Source organism: Xanthomonas sp. 3058, assembly GCF_014199765.1.
Taxonomy (GTDB): domain Bacteria; phylum Pseudomonadota; class Gammaproteobacteria; order Xanthomonadales; family Xanthomonadaceae; genus Xanthomonas; species Xanthomonas campestris_B.
This window is the reverse complement of sequence record NZ_JACHOF010000018.1, coordinates 22,216-40,272: the sequence shown is the minus strand read 5'-3', so window position 1 is coordinate 40,272 and position 18,057 is coordinate 22,216. Positions and strand designations below refer to the sequence as shown.

Here is an 18,057-nt window from a genome sequence, read left to right as displayed (position 1 = left end):
ACTCACCAATCCCGGCTACTTGGGCGCCAACCGCACGGCGCCGTCCAGGCGAATCACTTCGCCGTTGAGATAGCGATTGCGCAGGATGAAAGCGACGGTGTCGGCGTATTCGTCGGGTTGGCCAAGACGCGAGGGGAACGGGATCGCCGCAGCCAGCGATTGCTGCACCGCCTCGGACATGCCATCGACCATCGGGGTCCAGAACACGCCCGGTGCGATCGTCATCACGCGGATGCCGAAACGTGCCAGTTCGCGTGCCATCGGCAAGGTCATGCCGACTACGCCGCCCTTGCTGGCGGCATAGGCGGCCTGGCCGATCTGGCCTTCATAGGCGGCAACCGAGGCGGTGTTGATGATCACCCCGCGCTCGCCATCGTCGCCGGCGGCGTTGTGCTGCATCACATCGGCCGCGGCCTTGGCGACATTGAAGCTGCCGACCAGGTTGACCAGCACGGTGGTGCGGAACGTCGTCAGCGGCATCGGTGCGTCCTTGCCCAGCACCCGGCCGGCGCCAAGAATGCCGGCGCAATTCACCACCAGGTTGAGTCCGCCCAGCGCCTGCGCGGCCTGCGCCACGTTGGCCGCGACCTGTGCCTCGTCGGTGACATCGGTGGTGACGTAATGCGCGTTGCCGGCACCGAGCAGCGCCAGCGCCGCATCGGCCTTGTCGGCGTTGACGTCGAACAACGCGACCTTGCCGCCGTCGGCCACGATGCGCTGCGCCACGGCCAGGCCCAGGCCGGAAACGCCGCCGGTGACGATGGCGCGGACAGAAGATGGCTGCATGCGGTGGTTCCTCAGAAAACATTGGAGGCCGGTGGAGGCCGGCGGGCGAACGGTCGACGACGCAGCCAGCAATTCTAGCCCAAGCGTCTATGCGACCAAGCTGGAAGATGCGGTGTCAGTGGCATGCGGAGTTTGCGTCTCAGCCGGCGGCCGCCAAGGCCTTGCCGACCTTGCTGCCGGTCTGGCGACCGAGCAACTGCGCCAGCCAGCAGCCGGTGCGGGCGAGGGCAGGCAGATCGATGCCGGTAGGCATGCCCAACCCATGCAGCAGATACACCACATCCTCGGTGGCGACATTGCCGCTGGCACCCTTGGCGTATGGGCAACCGCCGGCACCGGACACCGCCGCATCGACCACGCGTACGCCTTGCTCCAGGCAGGCGGCGATATTGGCCAGCGCCTGGCCGTAGGTGTCGTGGAAGTGCACCGCCAATGCCTGCATCGGCACGGCCTGCGCCACTGCTGCCAGCATCTGGCGCGCCTTGGCCGGCGTCCCCACGCCAATGGTGTCGCCCAGCGAAATCTCGTAGCAGCCCAGCGTGTACAGGCGTTGCGCCACATCGACCACGTCGGCCACCGGCACCTCGCCCTGATACGGGCAACCCAGCACGGTGGAAACGTAGCCTCGCACGCGCACGCCGTCGCGCGCGGCCTGTTCCAGGATCGGGCGAAACCGCTCGATCGATTCGTCGATGCCGGCATTGGTATTGGTGCGATTGAATGCCTCCGACGCCGCAGTGAACACGGCCACTTCCTGCGCGCCGGCGGCGCGTGCGCGGGCATAGCCCTGCAGGTTCGGCACCAATACCGGATAGCTGACGCCCGGTGCTTGCGCGATTCCGGCGAATACTTCGGCCGCGTCGGCCAGTTGCGGCACCCAGCGCGGGCTGACGAAGCTGGTCGCCTCGATACTGCGTAGCCCGGTCGCGGAGAGTCGATCAATCAAGGCGATCTTGTCGGCGGTGGCGATGGGCTGCGCCTCGTTCTGCAGGCCATCGCGTGGGCCGACTTCCACAATGCGCACGACCTCGCTCACGCCAGATCCTCCGGCACCCAGGCAGGCGTGCGCTTGTCGAGGAAGGCACTCAGGCCTTCCTGGCCTTCGGGCGAAACGCGCAGGCGCGCGATCCACGCCGCGTTGGCCGCATCGATGGCGTCGCGGTCGGCAAGTGGCAGCACCGAGCGCACCAACGCCTTTGCACTGGCGGCTGCCAGCGGTGCGGCACTCAGCAACAGGCGAACCTGACGCTCCACGGCGATGTCCAGTTGATCTGCGGCGACCAGTTGATGCAACAGCCCCAGCAACTGCGCGGTGCTGGCGTCGAAAATCTCGCCGGTGGCGAACCAGCGGCGTGCCTGGCGCGCGCCGATCGCCGCGATCACGTACGGCGAAATGACCGCCGGCAGCAGGCCGAGCTTGCTCTCGGTCAGGCCGAAGCGCGCCTCGGTACAGCCGATGGCGATATCGCAACAGGCCACCAGGCCGACGCCGCCGCCAAATGCCGCGCCGTTGACGCGCGCGATGGTCGGCTTGGGCAATTCGTCCAGCGTGCGCATCAAGCCGGCAAGCGCGAGCGCATCGGCCGCGTTGTCGGCCTCGCTGGCGCCGGCCATGCCGCGCATCCAGTTCAGATCGGCGCCTGCGGAGAACGCGCCACCGGCACCGGTGATCACGACGACGCGGATCTGTGCGGCCCGACCGGCGTGTCGCAAGGCCTCGGTGAGGGCGGCGATCAGGGTCGCATCGAAGGCGTGATGCACCGCCGGGCGGTTCAGACGTAGCGTGCGGACCGGTCCCTGGTCGTCCACGATCAAGCCGGTGTCCTGCATTGTGCATACGTCCATGAATGGGATACGAACCATGATAGCGGCATGGGTCGGCGGAGCCATGACGCGGTGCGTCGATGCTAGAATTGAGAACCATTCCTAACAATCAGGCCGTCTTCGTGACGCTGTCCGACATGCCTTTGCATCGCGCCGCCATCGTGGATTCCGTGGAGGATCGCCTTCCCAACGACACGATCGCCCGGCGGCTGCGGGAACTGGGCTTTGTCGCCGGCGAAGAAGTCACGGTGCTGGCCACCGGGCCGGTCGGGCGCGAGCCGTTGCTGGTGCAGGTGGGTTACACACGGTTCGCCCTGCGGCGTAGCGAGGCTGCGCGCGTGCAGGTGCACGTCGACGGAGCACCGGCATGAGCGCGGCAACCGTTCCGCTGCGTCTGGCATTGGTCGGCAACCCCAACTGTGGCAAGACCGCGCTGTTCAACCAGTTGACCGGCAGCCGGCAGAAGGTGGCCAACTACACCGGCGTCACCGTCGAGCGCAAGGAAGGGCATTTCCGCGCGCCGTCCGGGCGCGACTTCGCGGTGCTGGATCTGCCCGGCGCCTACAGCCTGCAGCCGGCCAGTCTTGATGAAGCGATCACCCGCGACCTGTGCCGTGGCTTCTATCCCGGTGAGCCTGCACCGGACGTGCTGGTGTGCGTGATGGATGCGACCAACCTGCGCCTGCACCTGCGCTTTGCGCTGGAGCTACGCGAGCTGGGCCGGCCGATGATCGTGGCGCTGAACATGGTCGATGCCGCACAGCGACGCGGCATCGTCATCGACCTGCCGGCGCTGGAACAGGCGCTGGGCGTGCCGGTGGTGGAAACGGTGGCGGTGCGCCGCGGCGGCGCCAAGGCCCTGGTGGAACGGCTCGATACGCAGGCCGCGAGCCTGGTCGCCCCCACCGCTACGCCGCCGGTCGATGGCAACTACCACGCGCAGGTGCGGCAGATCCTGAGCGCGGCGGTCACCATGCCCACCCGCACCTCGCGCGTGGACGACGCGCTGGACCGCTGGCTGCTGCATCCGGTCTGGGGCCTGGTCACGCTGGCGGTGGTGATGTTCCTGATCTTCCAGGCGGTGTATGCCTGGGCCACGCCGGTGATGGACCTGATCGACGGCGGCACGTCGGCGTTGGGCGAGTGGGTCGGCGCCACCTTGCCGGAGGGTCCGCTCAACAGCCTGCTCAAGGACGGCATCATCGCCGGCCTGGGCGGGGTGATCATCTTCCTGCCGCAGATCCTGATCCTGTTCGCCTTCATCCTGGCGCTGGAAGAGTCCGGCTACCTGCCACGCGCGGCGTTCCTGCTCGATCGCATGATGGCTGCCGCCGGTTTGTCCGGGCGCTCGTTCATTCCCTTGCTGTCGAGTTTCGCCTGTGCGGTGCCCGGCATCATGTCCACCCGCAGCATCCAGGACCCGCGCGACCGCCTCGCCACCATCATGGTCGCGCCGTTGATGACGTGTTCGGCGCGCCTGCCGGTGTATGCGTTGCTGATCGGCGCCTTCATCCCGCAGAAGACCGTGTGGGGCATCTTCAACCAGCAAGGCCTGATCCTGTTCGCGCTGTATGCTGCGGCCATCGTCAGCGCGCTGCTGGTGTCGTGGACGATGAAGAAGTGGCGCCGCGACAAGAGCGAGCATCCCTTGATGCTGGAACTGCCGTCCTATCGCCTGCCGCATCTGCCCGACCTGGCGTTGGGTCTGTGGGAGCGTGCGCTGATCTTCCTCAAGCGGGTCGGCGGCATCATCCTGGCCTTGACCATTTTGCTGTGGTTCCTGCTGTCGTTTCCGGCCGCACCGGCCGATGCCACCTTGCCGGCGATCGACTACAGCTTCGCTGGGCGCATCGGCCATGCGATGGCGATCTTCTTCGCGCCGCTGGGTTTCAACTGGCAGATCTGCATTGCATTGATCCCCGGCCTGGCCGCGCGCGAAGTGGCGGTGGCCTCGTTGGCCACCGTGTACGCGCTGTCTGCCGCAGACGACGATGCCGCTGCGCAGGCGCTGTCGCCGCTGATCAGCGATGGCTGGTCGCTGGCGACCGCGCTGTCGCTGCTGGTCTGGTACATCTACGCCCCGATGTGCATCTCCACGCTGGCGACCATCAAGCGCGAGACCAACTCGTGGAAGCAGATGACCATCAGTGCGGTGTACCTGTTCGCGCTGGCGTATCTGGCCTCGCTGGTGACCTATCAGCTGGCCGTGCTGCTCGGAGCCGGCTGAGGTGGATCTGTCGCTGACGTTGCAGTACGTGGTCATCGCCCTGGCGGTGTTGCTCAGCCTGTGGGTGGTGATGAAGAAGCAATTTCCCGGCACGCTACGGCGCCTGCGCGGCACCCTGGCGATCGGCTTGCTGCGCGATGGGCGACCGCCGTGGATGCAGGCGCTTGGGCGGCGTGTGGCACCGCCGGCTGCGCAAAACGCGTCGGCCTGCGGCGGCTGCGACAGTTGCGGGCCCACGCCGCCACGTGGTCACTGACGCGCCTGGTCCTCTACACTTGCGCGGCCGCAGGATGCGGCGGTACAGGGGATAGGCGATGCGTTTGTTGGTGTTGTTGGCAATCTTGGCCGCCGTTGCGGGCATATATAACTACGGTGGCAATGCGCTGGACGAAACGCAGGTGCGCGATTTCTATGCTGCGCACGATAAAGCGATGCTGAGCCAGGACGGAGAGGCGCTGTGCGCGATGACCGCGCCGGAATTCGAAATGGTGGTGTTGTACCGCATGGACTCGCACCAGAAGCGGCAGACCGCCACACGCGAGAAATACTGCAAATCCAATGGCGAATGGGCGCAGTTGCTGGGTCAGATGCGCCATGTGGCACCTCCGGAAGAGTTGATCGACTACAAACATTCGATCACCAAGATCGAAATCGCGCCCGATGAGGCCTCGGCCATGGTCGAGACGCGCGCCACGCTCGGTTTGCCGGGCCTGCGCATGACCTTCCGCTCGCGCGACAAGGTGATCCGCAAACGCTGGAAGACCTTGATCGAACGCAGCGAAGGCACTGCCTGGGTCGGGCCGGCGTACGACTAAGAGCGGCTAACAAAACGGCTTCGGTGTCAGCCTACTGCAGGCCGGCTATCTGCGGCCTGGCTGCAGGGCCCTTGCCCGCCCAGCGTCGCGGGACACGCTGCAAGTACGTCCTTGTAAGCGCTTACGCGGCATCCATGCCGCGTAAGGTCCCGCGACGCTGGGCGGGCAAGGACCAGTCGAGATGGTCGGCATGCATGGGTTTAAACACAGCAACCAGCGGAGTCTCTGGTGCGGTGTCCTCGCCGCTTGCGGGACCGTGTGGCGGCATGGATGCCGCCACCGAGCCCCCACGGACGGGTTCACGGCGTGTCCCGCGAGCGGTGAGGGCACCGCGCATTCGACCCACTTAGTGTTTGATCTGGACTTCTGACTGCATCCACCAAGATACGGCCGGCAAAACCACCGCACTCACTGACAGGCGCTCGCTCGCCAGGTTTTGTTGGCTGCTCTAAACGCCGCTGGCGCTATCGCCGGGTTGGCGCTACCGATGCGTGGGCGCGGTGTCCGTCATCCATTGGCCGAGTTCCGCGTCCAACGCTGCAGCGCAACGCGCGCCGGCCACACGCCTTCGCTATGCTTGCGCCATGACGACCTCCTTCCAGATCTCCCGACGTGCGCAGGCGCTGACCAGTTCGGCGATTCGCGAAATCCTCAAGGTGACCGAACGGCCGGAGGTGATTTCCTTCGCCGGCGGGCTGCCGTCGCCGGCCACCTTTCCGGTGGAGCGCATGCGCGCGGCCAGCGACCAGGTGCTGCGCGATGCGCCGCAGGCGGCGTTGCAATACGGCCCCACCGAAGGCTATGCGCCGCTGCGCGAATGGGTGGCCGCACGGCTGAGCCGCGATGGCGCCAGCATCCGGCCCAGCCAGGTGTTGATCACCACCGGCTCGCAGCAGGGCCTGGATCTGCTCGGCAAGGTCTTTATCGACGAAGGCAGCAAGGTGCTGGTGGAAACGCCGAGCTACCTCGGCGCCTTGCAGGCGTTCTCGCTGTTCCAGCCCAGCTTCGTCGGCATGCCCTCGGACGAGGACGGCGTGGTGGTGGACGCGCTGGATCCTGCAGTGCTGGACGATGCGCGCTTTCTGTATTGCCTGCCGAATTTCCAGAACCCCACCGGTCGCCGCCTGCCGTTGGCGCGACGTCAGGCCTTGGTGGCGCGTGCGGCCGAGGCGGGGGTGCCGATCGTCGAGGACGACCCTTACGGCGAGCTGTATTACAGCGGCCAGCCGCTGCCGAGCCTGTTGTCGCTGCATTCCGAAGGCGTGATCTACATGGGCTCGTTTTCCAAGGTGCTCGCACCGGGTTTGCGGCTGGGCTATGTCGTCGCGCCGGAGGCGGTGCTGGGCAAACTGATCCAGGCCAAGCAGTCGGCCGATCTGCATACGCCCTCGTTCACCCAGCGCGTGGTCTACCAGACGCTGCAGGACGATTTTCTGGACACGCATATCCCGCAGATCCGTGCGCTGTATGCGCGCCAATGCAGCCTGATGCTTGAGGCATTGGATCGCCATTTTCCGCCCCAGGTGCAATGGAATCGCCCCGAAGGCGGCATGTTCCTGTGGGTGACCCTGCCTCCCGGATTGGATGGCACCGCATTGCTGGCGCGTGCGATCGCGCGCAATGTCGCGTTCGTGCCGGGCGCGCCGTTCTATGCCACCTTGCCGCAGGCCAATACCTTGCGGCTGTCGTTTGTCACCGTACCTGGCGAGAAGATCGATGCCGGCATCCACATCCTGGGCGAGGTCCTGCGTGAGGCGCTGGCCGAATTGCCGGGGCAGGGCGCGTGACCACGACAACGCTGGCGCAGGCGGCGTCGCTCGCGACCACCATCGACAGCGTCGCGATTGGTGTCGCACGCGATTTCACCCGCCCCGGTAGTCGCAGCGCGATCGACAAGCGTGCGGTGGAAGGGGCAGTGCGCATCGGTCCGCAAGGTCTTGACGGCGACCAGCAGGGCGACCGGCGTGTGCACGGAGGGCCGGACAAGGCGATTCATCACTATCCGCGCGATCACTATGCCGCCTGGCTAGCCGACCTCGGCGCGCACGTGTTGCTGGAGACTGCCGGCGCATTCGGCGAAAACCTGAGCAGCGTCGGTCTCACCGAAGCCGACGTCTGCCTCGGCGATCGTTTCTTCCTGGGGACAGCGGTGGTGGAAGTCTCGCAGCTGCGTCAGCCGTGCTGGAAACTCTCCGATCGTTTCGGTGTCCGCGACATGGCGCGGCGCGTGCAGGACACCGGCCGCACCGGCTGGTATTACCGCGTGCTGCAAGCCGGCGCGGTGGCGGCCGGCGACATGCTCAGCTTGCAACACCGGCCGCATCCGCAGTGGACGCTGTCGCGCCTGCAACAGGTGCTGTACGCCCGCAAGGTCGATGAGGCCGCGATCGAAGAGGTGTTGCGCCTGCCGCTGGTGCCGTCGTGGCAGGCACTGTTCGAACGCCGCCTGCAACGCAACGAAATAGAGGGCTGGGGCAAGCGCCTGGATGGCGTCACCGACTGACACGGTCAACAAACCGGCGCGCTCATCCGAAGACCGCAGCCGCGCTCGCTGCTGCACGCGGCATGCGGACACCGATGTCGAACACGCAACCCGTGCCAACCCACAACGGCTCGCTACGCGGTGTCGCCCCCCGGCAGCAAGCACCAACAGGCGCCACCTGCGAACGCCACCAAGACGCGGTGCAAACGATGCACGCCCCGCGCACCCCGCTTCCAAGATTCCCCCACTGCCGATTCCCGACTCCCGGCTTTTACGATTCCCGAATCCCCATTCCCGAATCCCGGCTATCTTGTACGACCAACACCGCCTAGCTAGCCTGCCGCCATGACAACCTCACCTGTGAAAGTTCTGATCCACGGCGCCTCGGGGCGGATGGGCAAGGCATTGCTACGCCTGGCTGCCGAAGACGAGGCCTTGCATCTGGTCGCTGCGGTGGTGGGACGTTCGCCCTCGCAGCGCGTGGTGGACGGCGTGCCGTACTTCGCCGCCAGCGAACTCGGCGGTGCGCCGGCGTTCGATGTGGCCATCGACTTCAGCCTGCCGCAGGGCTTCGCACCGATCCTGGCGTTGTGCGCGCAGCGCGGCAAACCGCTGGTGTCCGGGACGACCGGGTTGGAGGAGGCGCAGCGCGCCGCATTGCTGGAGGCCGCGCAACAGATCCCGTTGGTGTGGGCGTCCAACTTCAGTCTCGGCGTTGCGGTGCTGACCGAGCTGGTGGAGCGTGCCGCCGGCAGCCTGCCGGGGTGGGACTGCGATATTGTCGAGGCGCATCACGTGCACAAGCAGGACGCGCCATCCGGCACCGCACTGACGCTGGGCGAAGCGGCCACCGGCAGCGGGGCGCAGCCGCGGTTTGCCAGCCTGCGTGCCGGCGATATCGTCGGCGAGCACACGGTGCAGTTCACCACCTTGGGCGAGCGGGTGGAGCTGATCCACCGCGCCACCAACCGCGACATCTTCGCGCGCGGTGCGCTGCATGCGGCCAAGCGGTTGGTCGGCAAGCCGCCCGGCAGCTATCGCGTGCGCGATCTGGTGCTGTAACCCGGCGCGTCGTCGCGCATGAATGGCGAATGATCGCAGCGGCGCATTCATCTCGTGGTGGCGAGGCCAGTGCGTCAACAGGTGTTCTTCAGGCTGGCATGCCGGGGCACTTGCCTTTACAATTCTCGCTTGCCCGAACCAGCGTCGGACCGGTCCTCAGCACCGCGTCCGCGCTTTGCTGCAACCGGAATTTGGCCGGAAGCGCATCGGAGTCCCAGGCAGCCAGAGCGAGACCCCCACGTGACCCAACCCGCAATCCTTGTCCTCGAAGACGGCACCGTGTTCGAGGGCGAATCCGTAGGCGCCAACGGGCTTTCCGTCGGCGAAGTGGTGTTCAACACCGCCATGACCGGTTACCAGGAAATCCTGACCGATCCCTCCTACGCCCGCCAGATGGTCACGCTGACCTATCCGCATATCGGCAACACTGGCTTTACCGATCAGGATGACGAAGCGCGCAAGATCTGGGCCGCCGGCCTGATCGTGCGCGATGTACCGCGCCGCCCGAGCAGTTGGCGCAGCCAGGTGGCCTTGCCGGAATGGCTGCAGGCCCGTGGTGTGGTTGCCATTTCCGGCATCGACACCCGCAAGCTGACCCGCCTGCTGCGGCAGAAGGGCGCCCAGAACGGCGCGCTGATGGCCGGCGAGATCGACGTGGAAAAGGCACTGGAAGCGGCGCGCAAGTTCCCGGGCCTGAAGGGCATGGACCTGGCCAAGGTGGTGTCCACCGAGACCAGCTACAGCTGGAAGGAAGGCTCGCTGGATCTGAACTCCGACGCCTTCCTCGGCCTCGGCGCCCTGAACGCGGGAACGTCCGCACAGGGACAGACATTCAAGGTCGTGGCCTACGACTACGGCGTCAAGCTCAACATCCTGCGCATGCTGGCCGAGCGCGGTTGCGACGTCACCGTGGTGCCGGCGCAGACCCCGGTGGCCGAGGTGCTGGCGATGCATCCGGACGGCGTGTTCCTGTCCAACGGCCCGGGCGATCCGGAGCCCTGCGATTACGCAATCGCTGCGATCCAGGAATTGATCGCCAGGAAGGTGCCCACCTTCGGCATCTGCCTGGGCCATCAGCTGCTGGCGCTGGCCGCCGGCGCCAGGACGATCAAGATGGTCACCGGCCACCACGGCGCCAATCACCCGGTGCAGGATCTGGACGGCGGGCGGGTGATGATCACCTCGCAGAACCATGGCTTTGCGGTGGACGAAACCACGCTGCCGGCCAATGTGCGGGTCACCCATCGTTCGCTGTTCGATGGCACCAACCAGGGCATCGCGCTGACCGACGCCCCGGCGTTCTCGTTCCAGGGCCACCCGGAAGCCTCGCCGGGCCCGCGCGATGTGGGGCCGTTGTTCGATCGGTTCGTGGCGTTGATGACGCAGGATGCCAAGCGCGCATGAGCGTGCGTTTGATCGGTGTGCTGATCCTGCTGGTGGGTGCTGCCCTGGCCTATTGGGCGGTGTGGATGCCGCTGGAGCAGGCACGCGCTGGCGCCGAGTCGATCACCTTGCACGGCGGCATGAAGCTGGCCTTGGTCATACCGATGTGCCTGCTGTTCGGTATTGGTTACGCAGTGGGTGGCGGACGCTTTCATCAGTCAATTCACAACAGCGATCCGGACAAGGTACGCCGTTGGGGCAAGACCTCGGGAATCGGCTGGTTGCTGATCCTGGTCAGCGTCGCCGCAGCCTTCGGGTTGTATCAATGGCTTCAGCACACCCTGCACGGCCTCGGCTATGGATCTGCAGGATGAACCGGCTTTCGACTCTGCTGGGTCGATGCACTATCACGCTGCGTCGCGATTCGATCGCCGCGGCCACTCTTCCGCACTTGCGGCTCGCCGCAAGTCCTTAATCGAGTAAAGAAATGCCAAAGCGCACCGACCTAAAAACCATTCTGATCATCGGCGCCGGCCCGATCGTCATCGGCCAGGCCTGCGAGTTCGACTACTCCGGCGCGCAGGCATGCAAGGCGCTGCGCGACGAGGGCTACCGCGTGGTGCTGGTCAACAGCAATCCGGCCACGATCATGACCGACCCGGACATGGCCGACGCGGTCTATATCGAGCCGATCAACTGGCAGACGGTCGAGAAGATCATCGCCAAGGAAAAGCCCGATGCGCTGCTGCCGACCATGGGCGGGCAGACCGCGCTGAACTGCGCGCTGGACCTGGCCGACCACGGCGTGCTGGAGAAGTACAACGTCGAGCTGATCGGCGCCAAGCGCGAAGCGATCCGCATGGCCGAAGACCGCGAGCTGTTCCGCGTGGCGATGGGCGAGATCGGCCTGGATTGCCCCAAGGCCGAAGTGGCGCACACGCTGGAAGAAGCGCTGGATATCCAGACCCGGGTCGGCTACCCGACCATCATCCGCCCCAGCTTCACCCTGGGCGGTAGCGGCGGCGGCATCGCCTATAACCGCGAAGAGCTGATCGAGATCGTCGGCCGTGGCCTGGAACTGTCGCCGACCACCGAAGTGCTGGTGGAAGAATCGGTGCTGGGCTGGAAGGAATTCGAGATGGAAGTTGTGCGCGATACTGCGGACAACTGCATCATCGTCTGCGCGATCGAAAACCTCGATCCGATGGGCGTGCACACCGGCGACTCGATCACCGTGGCGCCGGCGCAGACCCTCACCGACAAGGAATACCAGCGCCTGCGCGATGCCTCAATCGCCGTGCTGCGCAAGATCGGCGTGGATACCGGCGGTTCCAACGTGCAGTTCGGCATCAGCCCGACCACCGGCCGGGTAGTGGTGATCGAAATGAATCCGCGCGTATCGCGTTCGTCGGCGCTGGCCTCCAAGGCCACCGGCTTCCCGATCGCCAAGGTCGCCGCCAAGCTGGCGGTGGGCTACACGCTGGACGAATTGAAGAACGAGATCACCGGTGGGCTGACCCCGGCTTCGTTCGAGCCGTCGATCGACTACGTGGTCACCAAGATTCCGCGCTTTGCGTTCGAGAAGTTCCCGCAGGCCGATGCGCGCCTGACCACCCAGATGAAGTCGGTGGGCGAGGTGATGGCGATGGGCCGCACCTTCCAGGAATCGCTGCAGAAGGCGTTGCGTGGCCTGGAAACCGGCAAGATCGGGCTGGACCCGACCGGCCTGGATCTGAGCAGCGAAGACGATATCGCCGCGCTCAAGCGCGAGCTGAAGGCACCGGGTCCGGAGCGCCTGTTCTATGTCGCCGATGCCTTCCGCGCCGGCATGAGCGTGGCCGATGTGTACGCGCTGTCGTTCATCGATCCCTGGTTCCTGGATCAGATCGAAGAACTGATCAGCCACGAACAGCAACTGGCCGACGACGGCATGCCGGCACTGGATGCTGCGCGCCTGCGCACGCTCAAGCGCGCCGGTTTCTCCGATGCGCGTCTGGCCGAGCTGACCGGCACCAATGAAGAATCGGTGCGCACGCTGCGTCGCGCGCTCAAGGTACGCCCGGTCTACAAGCGCGTGGATTCGTGCGCGGCCGAATTCGCCACCAGCACCGCCTATCTGTATTCGACCTACGAGGACGAATGCGAAGCGCTGCCGACCGACCGCGACAAGATCATGATCCTGGGCGGTGGCCCCAACCGCATCGGCCAGGGCATCGAGTTCGACTATTGCTGCGTGCACGCGGCGCTGGCACTGCGCGATGACGGTTATGAAACCATCATGGTCAACTGCAACCCGGAAACCGTCTCCACCGATTACGACACCTCCGACCGCCTGTACTTCGAGCCGCTGACGCTGGAAGACGTGCTGGAAATCGTCGAGCTGGAAAAACCCAAGGGCGTGATCGTGCAGTACGGCGGCCAGACCCCGCTGAAGCTGGCGCGCGCGCTGGAAGCCAACGGCGTGCCGGTGATCGGCACCTCGCCGGACTCGATCGATCTGGCCGAAGACCGCGAGCGTTTCCAGCAACTGGTCGACAAGCTGGGCCTGAAGCAGCCGCCGAACCGCATTGCCCGCAACGCGGAAGAAGCCCTGGTGCTGGCACGCGAGATCGGCTACCCGCTGGTGGTGCGCCCGAGCTATGTGCTGGGTGGCCGCGCGATGGAAATCGTCTACGGTGAATCGGATCTGGCGCGTTATGTACGCGATGCGGTGAAGGTCTCCAACGATTCGCCGGTGCTGCTGGATCGCTTCCTCGACAACGCGGTGGAAGTGGACGTGGACATCATTGCCGACAAGGACGGCAACGTGCTGATCGGCGGGCTGATGGAACACATCGAAGAAGCCGGCGTGCACTCGGGCGATTCGTCGTGCTCGCTGCCGCCGTATTCGCTCTCGGCCAAGACCCAGGCCGAGCTGCGCCGCCAGGTCGTCATGCTGGCCGAAGGCCTGAACGTGGTCGGCCTGATGAACACCCAGTTCGCAGTGCAGGTCAACGAGGCAGGCGACGATGTGGTGTTTTTGCTGGAAGTGAACCCGCGCGCCTCGCGCACCGTGCCGTTCGTGTCCAAGGCCATCGGCATCCCGCTGGCCAAGATCGCCGCGCGCTGCATGGCCGGCAAGACACTGGCCGAGCAGGGCGCCACCAAGGAAATCGTGCCGGACTATTACTCGGTCAAGGAAGCGATCTTCCCGTTCGCCAAGTTCCAGGGCGTGGACCCGATCCTCGGGCCGGAGATGCGCTCCACCGGTGAGGTGATGGGCGTGGGCCGCAGCTTCAGCGCCGCATTCGCCCGCGCGCAGGAAGCCGGTGGCATCAAGGCGCCGCCGGTGGGCAAGGCGTTCGTGTCGGTGCGCGATCCGGACAAGCAGCGCGTGCTGCCGGTCGCCCAGGCATTGGTGGAGCGCGGCTATACGCTGGTGGCCACGCGAGGCACCGGTGCCTGGCTGCAGCAGAACGGCCTGAGCTGCGAGATCGTCAACAAGGTGGCCGAAGGCCGCCCGCATATCGTCGATTCGATCAAGAATGGCGAGATCGTGTATATCGTCAACACCACCGAAGGTCGCGCCGCCATCTCCGATTCGTTCTCGATCCGGCGTGAAGCGCTGCAGCATCGCGTGACCTATTCGACCACTGTCGCCGGCGCCAAGGCGCTGGTGCATTCGCTGGAATTCCGCGGCACCGGCCCTGTGTGGTCGCTGCAGGAACTGCACAAGGAGCTGCAAGCATGAGAGCACCCATGACGGCAAAGGGCGCGCAGCGTCTGCGCGAAGAGCTGGACCAGTTGAAGTCGGTCAAGCGTCCGGCGGTGATCAGTGCGATCGCCGAGGCGCGCGCGCACGGCGACCTGAAGGAAAACGCCGAATACCACGCTGCGCGCGAGCAGCAGAGCTTTATCGAAGGCCGCATCAAGCAGCTGGAAGGTGAGCTCTCGCATGCCGAGATCATCGACATCACCAAGCTGTCGGCCGGCAACAAGATCGTCTTTGGCGCCACGGTAACGCTGGCCGACACCGAGACCGACGAAGAGAAGCGCTACCAGATCGTTGGCGATCTGGAAGCGGACATCAAGCTGGGCATGATTGCGATCTCCTCGCCATTGGCGCGTGCGTTGATCGGCAAGCTGGAAGGCGATTCGGTCACCATCGATGCGCCGGCCGGCCAGCGCGAATACGAAGTGGTCAGCGTCGCCTATCTGGACTGACCGATTCGCACTGATCGACATCACTGACCGATGACCACCGCAACGCTGCTGCTGCCGGAAAAACGCCGTCTGCCCGGGGCATTGGGCGACACGGCGGTGGCACGTGCGCTGGCGCGTGCCGACCAGCGCGCGGTGGATGCGGGAGAAGTGGCGCAGTTGCAGCGCCACTTCACGCTGACGCCTGCGCAGTGGCCGGTGGCCGCCTTGACCCGTCAGCTCGATGCCGGCGATGCCGCCGGTGCGAGCTGGGTGCGTGCCGATCCTGCGTATGTGGTGCCGGACATGCAGGGCGCACGGCTGATGGGCTACGGCGAGGCGCTTGGCCTGACCGCCGAGGATGTGGCGATGTTGCTGCCGATCCTCAAGCCGATGTTCGGCGATGCCGGATTCCTGCTCGACGCGCCCACGCCGTCGCGTTGGTATCTGCGCCTGTCGCCGGATGCCGCGTTGCCGGATTTTGCACCGCCGGATCTGGCGATTGGCGATGACTTGTTCGAGCATCTGCCGGCTGGCGATCTCGGCCGGCGCTGGCGTGCGTTGCTGACCGAAGCGCAGGTGCTGTTGCATCAGCACCCCTGGAACGAAGGCCGTGTTGCCGCCGGCAAGCCGGCGATCAATTCGCTGTGGTTCTGGGGCGGCGGCGTGCTGCCGCATGCGGTGAGCTCGCCGCATCGTCAGGTGCGCAGCCGCGAATCGCTGCTACGCGCGCTGGCCCTGGCCGCCGATGCCGATGCGCAGGGCGAACAGCGCGTGGATGCCTTGGTGGATCTGCGTCATCTGCGGTCGCTGCAGCAGTTCAGTGAGGACGCGGTCGCGCCGCTGCTGGTGGCGATGGCGCGGGGCGAACTGGATCGCTTGGTGCTGGATTTCCAGGATGGCGAAACCGTCTCGCTGACGCATGCGCAGCGCTGGCGTTTCTGGCGCAAGCCACGGTTGCAGCTGGCGCAATGACGTCCACGCCGCAGATCGTCCGGCGCCCGCCTGGGCAGGCCGGCAGTTGGCCCGATGCGATGTTGCCACTGCTGCGCCGCATCTATGCCGCGCGCGGCGTCACCGATACGCATGGCGCGCACCCGCGCCTGGGGCAATTGCTGTCGCCGGAGTTGCTGCATAACAGCGGCGTTGCTGCCGAACTGCTTGCCGATGCCATCGCACAGCAACGGCGCATTCTGGTGGTGGGCGATTTCGATTGCGATGGCGCCACTGCGTGTGCGGTGGGCGTGCGCGGCTTGCGCATGCTGGGCGCGCTGGATGTGCATCATGCCGTGCCCAATCGCATGGTGCATGGCTATGGCCTGTCGCCGGCACTGGTGGACGAACTGGCCGTCTTGCAACCGGAGCTGCTGGTCACTGTCGATCACGGCATTGCCTGCCATGCCGGCGTGGCGGCGGCCAAGGCGCGTGGCTGGACAGTGCTGGTCACCGATCACCATCTACCCGGCGAGGTATTGCCACCCGCCGATGCGATCGTCGATCCGAATCTGGCCAACGACACGTTTCCAAGCAAGACCCTGGCCGGCGTCGGGGTGATTTTCTATGTACTGCTGGCCTTGCGCAGTGTGCTGCGCGCACGCGGCGCATTTGCCGAACGTGGCGAACCGGATCTGTCGGTATTGCTGGATCTGGTCGCAGTCGGCACCGTCGCCGATCTGGTGCCGCTGGATACCAACAACCGCGCGCTGGTGTCGGCTGGCCTGCGTCGCCTGCGCGAGGGCCGCGGCTGCATCGGTTTGCGCGCCTTGATCGAGGCCAGCGGCCGCGATGTGGCGCGTTTGAGCGCCAGCGATATCGGCTTTGCGTTGGGTCCACGGCTCAACGCAGCCGGCCGGCTGGAAGACATGGCGCTGGGCATCGAGCTGTTGCTCAGCGAAGACTGGAACAGGGCGCGCGCGATCGCCGGCACGCTGGAAGAGATCAACGCCGAGCGCCGTGCGGTACAGCAGTTGATGACCGACGATGCCGAACAGGCCGTCGCCAAAGTGGTGCTGGATGCCGACGGCCAATTGCCGATTGCCGCGTGCCTGTTCGATGCCGAGTGGCATCCGGGCGTGATCGGCCTGGTCGCCTCCAAGCTCAAGGATCGCCTGCATCGCCCGGTGATTGCGTTGGCGCCTGCCGAGCCGGGCAGCAGCCAATTACGCGGCTCGGCGCGGTCGATTCCCGGCCTGCATATCCGCGATGTGCTGGCTGCAGTGGACGCGCGTCATCCCGGCTTGATCCAGAAGTTCGGCGGCCATGCGATGGCCGCCGGATTGAGTCTGGAGCATGCCGCGCTTGCGACCTTCGAACAGGCATTCCAACGCCAGGTGCAGGCGATGGTGGATGCCACGTTGCTGCATGCCGAATTGCATAGCGATGGCGAGCTGGCCGCGCACGAACTCGATCACCTGCATGCCGAAGCGCTGCGTGTGGCCGGGCCGTGGGGGCAGGGCTTTCCCGAGCCGTTGTTCGATGGTCAATTCGAAGTGCTGCAATGGCGCCTGCTCAAGGAGCGCCATCTCAAGCTCACCCTGCGCTGTGCCGGTCGCGCCGAACCGCTCAACGCGATCCACTTCAATGGCTGGCGCGGCAGCGAGCCGGCGCGGGTGGTGCGGATCGCCTATCGCCTGGTCAGCGACGACTATCGTGGTGGCACCGCGGTGCAGTTGATCGTCGAACATTGCGAACCGGCGATAGTCACCGACTGATCTGCGGGCTCAGCGTACTCGCCACGTTTTGTCAGCCACACCTTGGCCTCGTCTGGGCGGTTCAAAGCTTGAGTCGATCGCGCCCGCGGTGCCCTTACCGCTTGCGGGACACGCCGTGAACCCGTCCCTGGGGACTCGGTGGCGGCATCCATGCCGCCACACGGTCCCGCAAGCGGCAAGGACACCGCACCAGAGAGTTGGTCGGTAGTCGGTCAAAACCCGCCTGTCGGCAGGTCTGCCTTAGAGCAGCTAACAAAACCTGGCGAGCGAGCGCCTGTCAGTGAGTGCAGTGGTTTTGTCGGTCGTATCTTGGTGGACGCAGTCAGAAGTCCAGATCAAACACTGAGCGGGTCGAATGCGCGGTGCCCTCACCGCTTGCGGGACACGCCGTGAACCCGTCCCTGGGGGCTCGGTGGCGGCATCCATGCCGCCACACGGTCCCGCAAGCGGCGAGGACACCGCACCAGAGACTCCGCTGGTTGCTTTGTTTAAAACCCATGCATGCCGACCATCTCGACTGGTCCTTGCCCACTCACCGTCGCGGGACCTTACGCGGCATGGATGCCGCGTAAGAGCCCTGCAGCCCTG

General features: G+C 65.8%; 16 protein-coding genes. 13 read left to right on the top strand and 3 right to left on the bottom strand.

Features of this window, described 5'->3' with window-relative positions:
- Positions 1-15: 15 nt before the first annotated feature.
- From GGR61_RS17200 to GGR61_RS17190, 3 genes are all read right to left on the bottom strand, one after another.
- Positions 16-786, bottom strand: a complete 771-nt coding sequence (locus GGR61_RS17200) for an SDR family NAD(P)-dependent oxidoreductase (protein ID WP_184622898.1) — start codon at positions 784-786, stop codon at positions 16-18.
- 139 nt (positions 787-925) lie between these two features.
- Positions 926-1,822, bottom strand: coding sequence for a hydroxymethylglutaryl-CoA lyase (locus GGR61_RS17195; protein ID WP_184622896.1), 897 nt, complete (start codon positions 1,820-1,822; stop codon positions 926-928).
- Complete coding sequence (locus tag GGR61_RS17190; RefSeq protein ID WP_184408677.1) at positions 1,819-2,616, bottom strand: enoyl-CoA hydratase-related protein; 798 nt, start codon at positions 2,614-2,616, stop codon at positions 1,819-1,821. The genes GGR61_RS17195 and GGR61_RS17190 overlap by 4 nt, the downstream gene beginning before the upstream one ends.
- 116 nt (positions 2,617-2,732) lie before the next feature.
- Between GGR61_RS17190 and GGR61_RS17185 the strand changes: the two genes are divergently transcribed.
- From GGR61_RS17185 to recJ, 13 genes are all read left to right on the top strand, one after another.
- Positions 2,733-2,981, top strand: coding sequence for a FeoA family protein (locus GGR61_RS17185; protein ID WP_184408676.1), 249 nt, complete (start codon positions 2,733-2,735; stop codon positions 2,979-2,981).
- The gene (locus GGR61_RS17180; protein WP_184408661.1) at positions 2,978-4,837 is read left to right on the top strand and encodes a ferrous iron transporter B; all 1,860 of its coding nucleotides are present in this window, start codon (positions 2,978-2,980) and stop codon (positions 4,835-4,837) included. Before GGR61_RS17185 ends, GGR61_RS17180 begins: the two co-directional genes overlap by 4 nt.
- Position 4,838: 1 nt before the next feature.
- Positions 4,839-5,093 (top strand): DUF6587 family protein, encoded by a 255-nt coding sequence (locus GGR61_RS17175; protein ID WP_184408660.1) that lies wholly within the window; start codon positions 4,839-4,841, stop codon positions 5,091-5,093.
- 58 nt (positions 5,094-5,151) lie between these two features.
- A complete protein-coding gene (locus GGR61_RS17170) occupies positions 5,152-5,652 on the top strand; it encodes a nuclear transport factor 2 family protein (protein WP_184622895.1) in 501 nt (166 codons plus the stop codon).
- Between the two features lie 584 nt (positions 5,653-6,236).
- A complete protein-coding gene (locus GGR61_RS17165; protein ID WP_184622893.1) occupies positions 6,237-7,439 on the top strand; it encodes a PLP-dependent aminotransferase family protein in 1,203 nt (400 codons plus the stop codon).
- Positions 7,436-8,155 (top strand): MOSC domain-containing protein, encoded by a 720-nt coding sequence (locus GGR61_RS17160; RefSeq protein WP_184622892.1) that lies wholly within the window; start codon positions 7,436-7,438, stop codon positions 8,153-8,155. The genes GGR61_RS17165 and GGR61_RS17160 overlap by 4 nt, the downstream gene beginning before the upstream one ends.
- Before the next feature lie 324 nt (positions 8,156-8,479).
- Positions 8,480-9,196 carry a 4-hydroxy-tetrahydrodipicolinate reductase gene (dapB, locus tag GGR61_RS17155; protein ID WP_184408656.1) on the top strand — a complete coding sequence of 239 codons (717 nt, stop codon included), beginning with the start codon at positions 8,480-8,482 and terminating at the stop codon, positions 9,194-9,196.
- Positions 9,197-9,436: 240 nt separating this feature from the next.
- Positions 9,437-10,600 (top strand): glutamine-hydrolyzing carbamoyl-phosphate synthase small subunit, encoded by a 1,164-nt coding sequence (carA, locus tag GGR61_RS17150; protein WP_184622890.1) that lies wholly within the window; start codon positions 9,437-9,439, stop codon positions 10,598-10,600.
- On the top strand, positions 10,597-10,953 hold the full coding sequence (locus GGR61_RS17145) for a hypothetical protein (protein WP_184622883.1): 357 nt from the start codon (positions 10,597-10,599) through the stop codon (positions 10,951-10,953). The genes carA and GGR61_RS17145 overlap by 4 nt, the downstream gene beginning before the upstream one ends.
- A gap of 113 nt (positions 10,954-11,066) precedes the next feature.
- Complete coding sequence (gene carB / locus GGR61_RS17140) at positions 11,067-14,309, top strand: carbamoyl-phosphate synthase large subunit (RefSeq protein ID WP_184622881.1); 3,243 nt, start codon at positions 11,067-11,069, stop codon at positions 14,307-14,309.
- Between the two features lie 8 nt (positions 14,310-14,317).
- The gene (gene greA / locus GGR61_RS17135) at positions 14,318-14,782 is read left to right on the top strand and encodes a transcription elongation factor GreA (RefSeq protein ID WP_172453391.1); all 465 of its coding nucleotides are present in this window, start codon (positions 14,318-14,320) and stop codon (positions 14,780-14,782) included.
- A 30-nt stretch (positions 14,783-14,812) separates the two neighbouring features.
- A complete protein-coding gene (locus tag GGR61_RS17130; RefSeq protein ID WP_184622873.1) occupies positions 14,813-15,733 on the top strand; it encodes a phosphoglycerate mutase in 921 nt (306 codons plus the stop codon).
- Entirely contained in the window at positions 15,730-17,469 is a 1,740-nt protein-coding gene (recJ, locus tag GGR61_RS17125) for a single-stranded-DNA-specific exonuclease RecJ (protein ID WP_184622871.1), read from the top strand. The genes GGR61_RS17130 and recJ overlap by 4 nt, the downstream gene beginning before the upstream one ends.
- Positions 17,470-18,057: the final 588 nt, after the last annotated feature.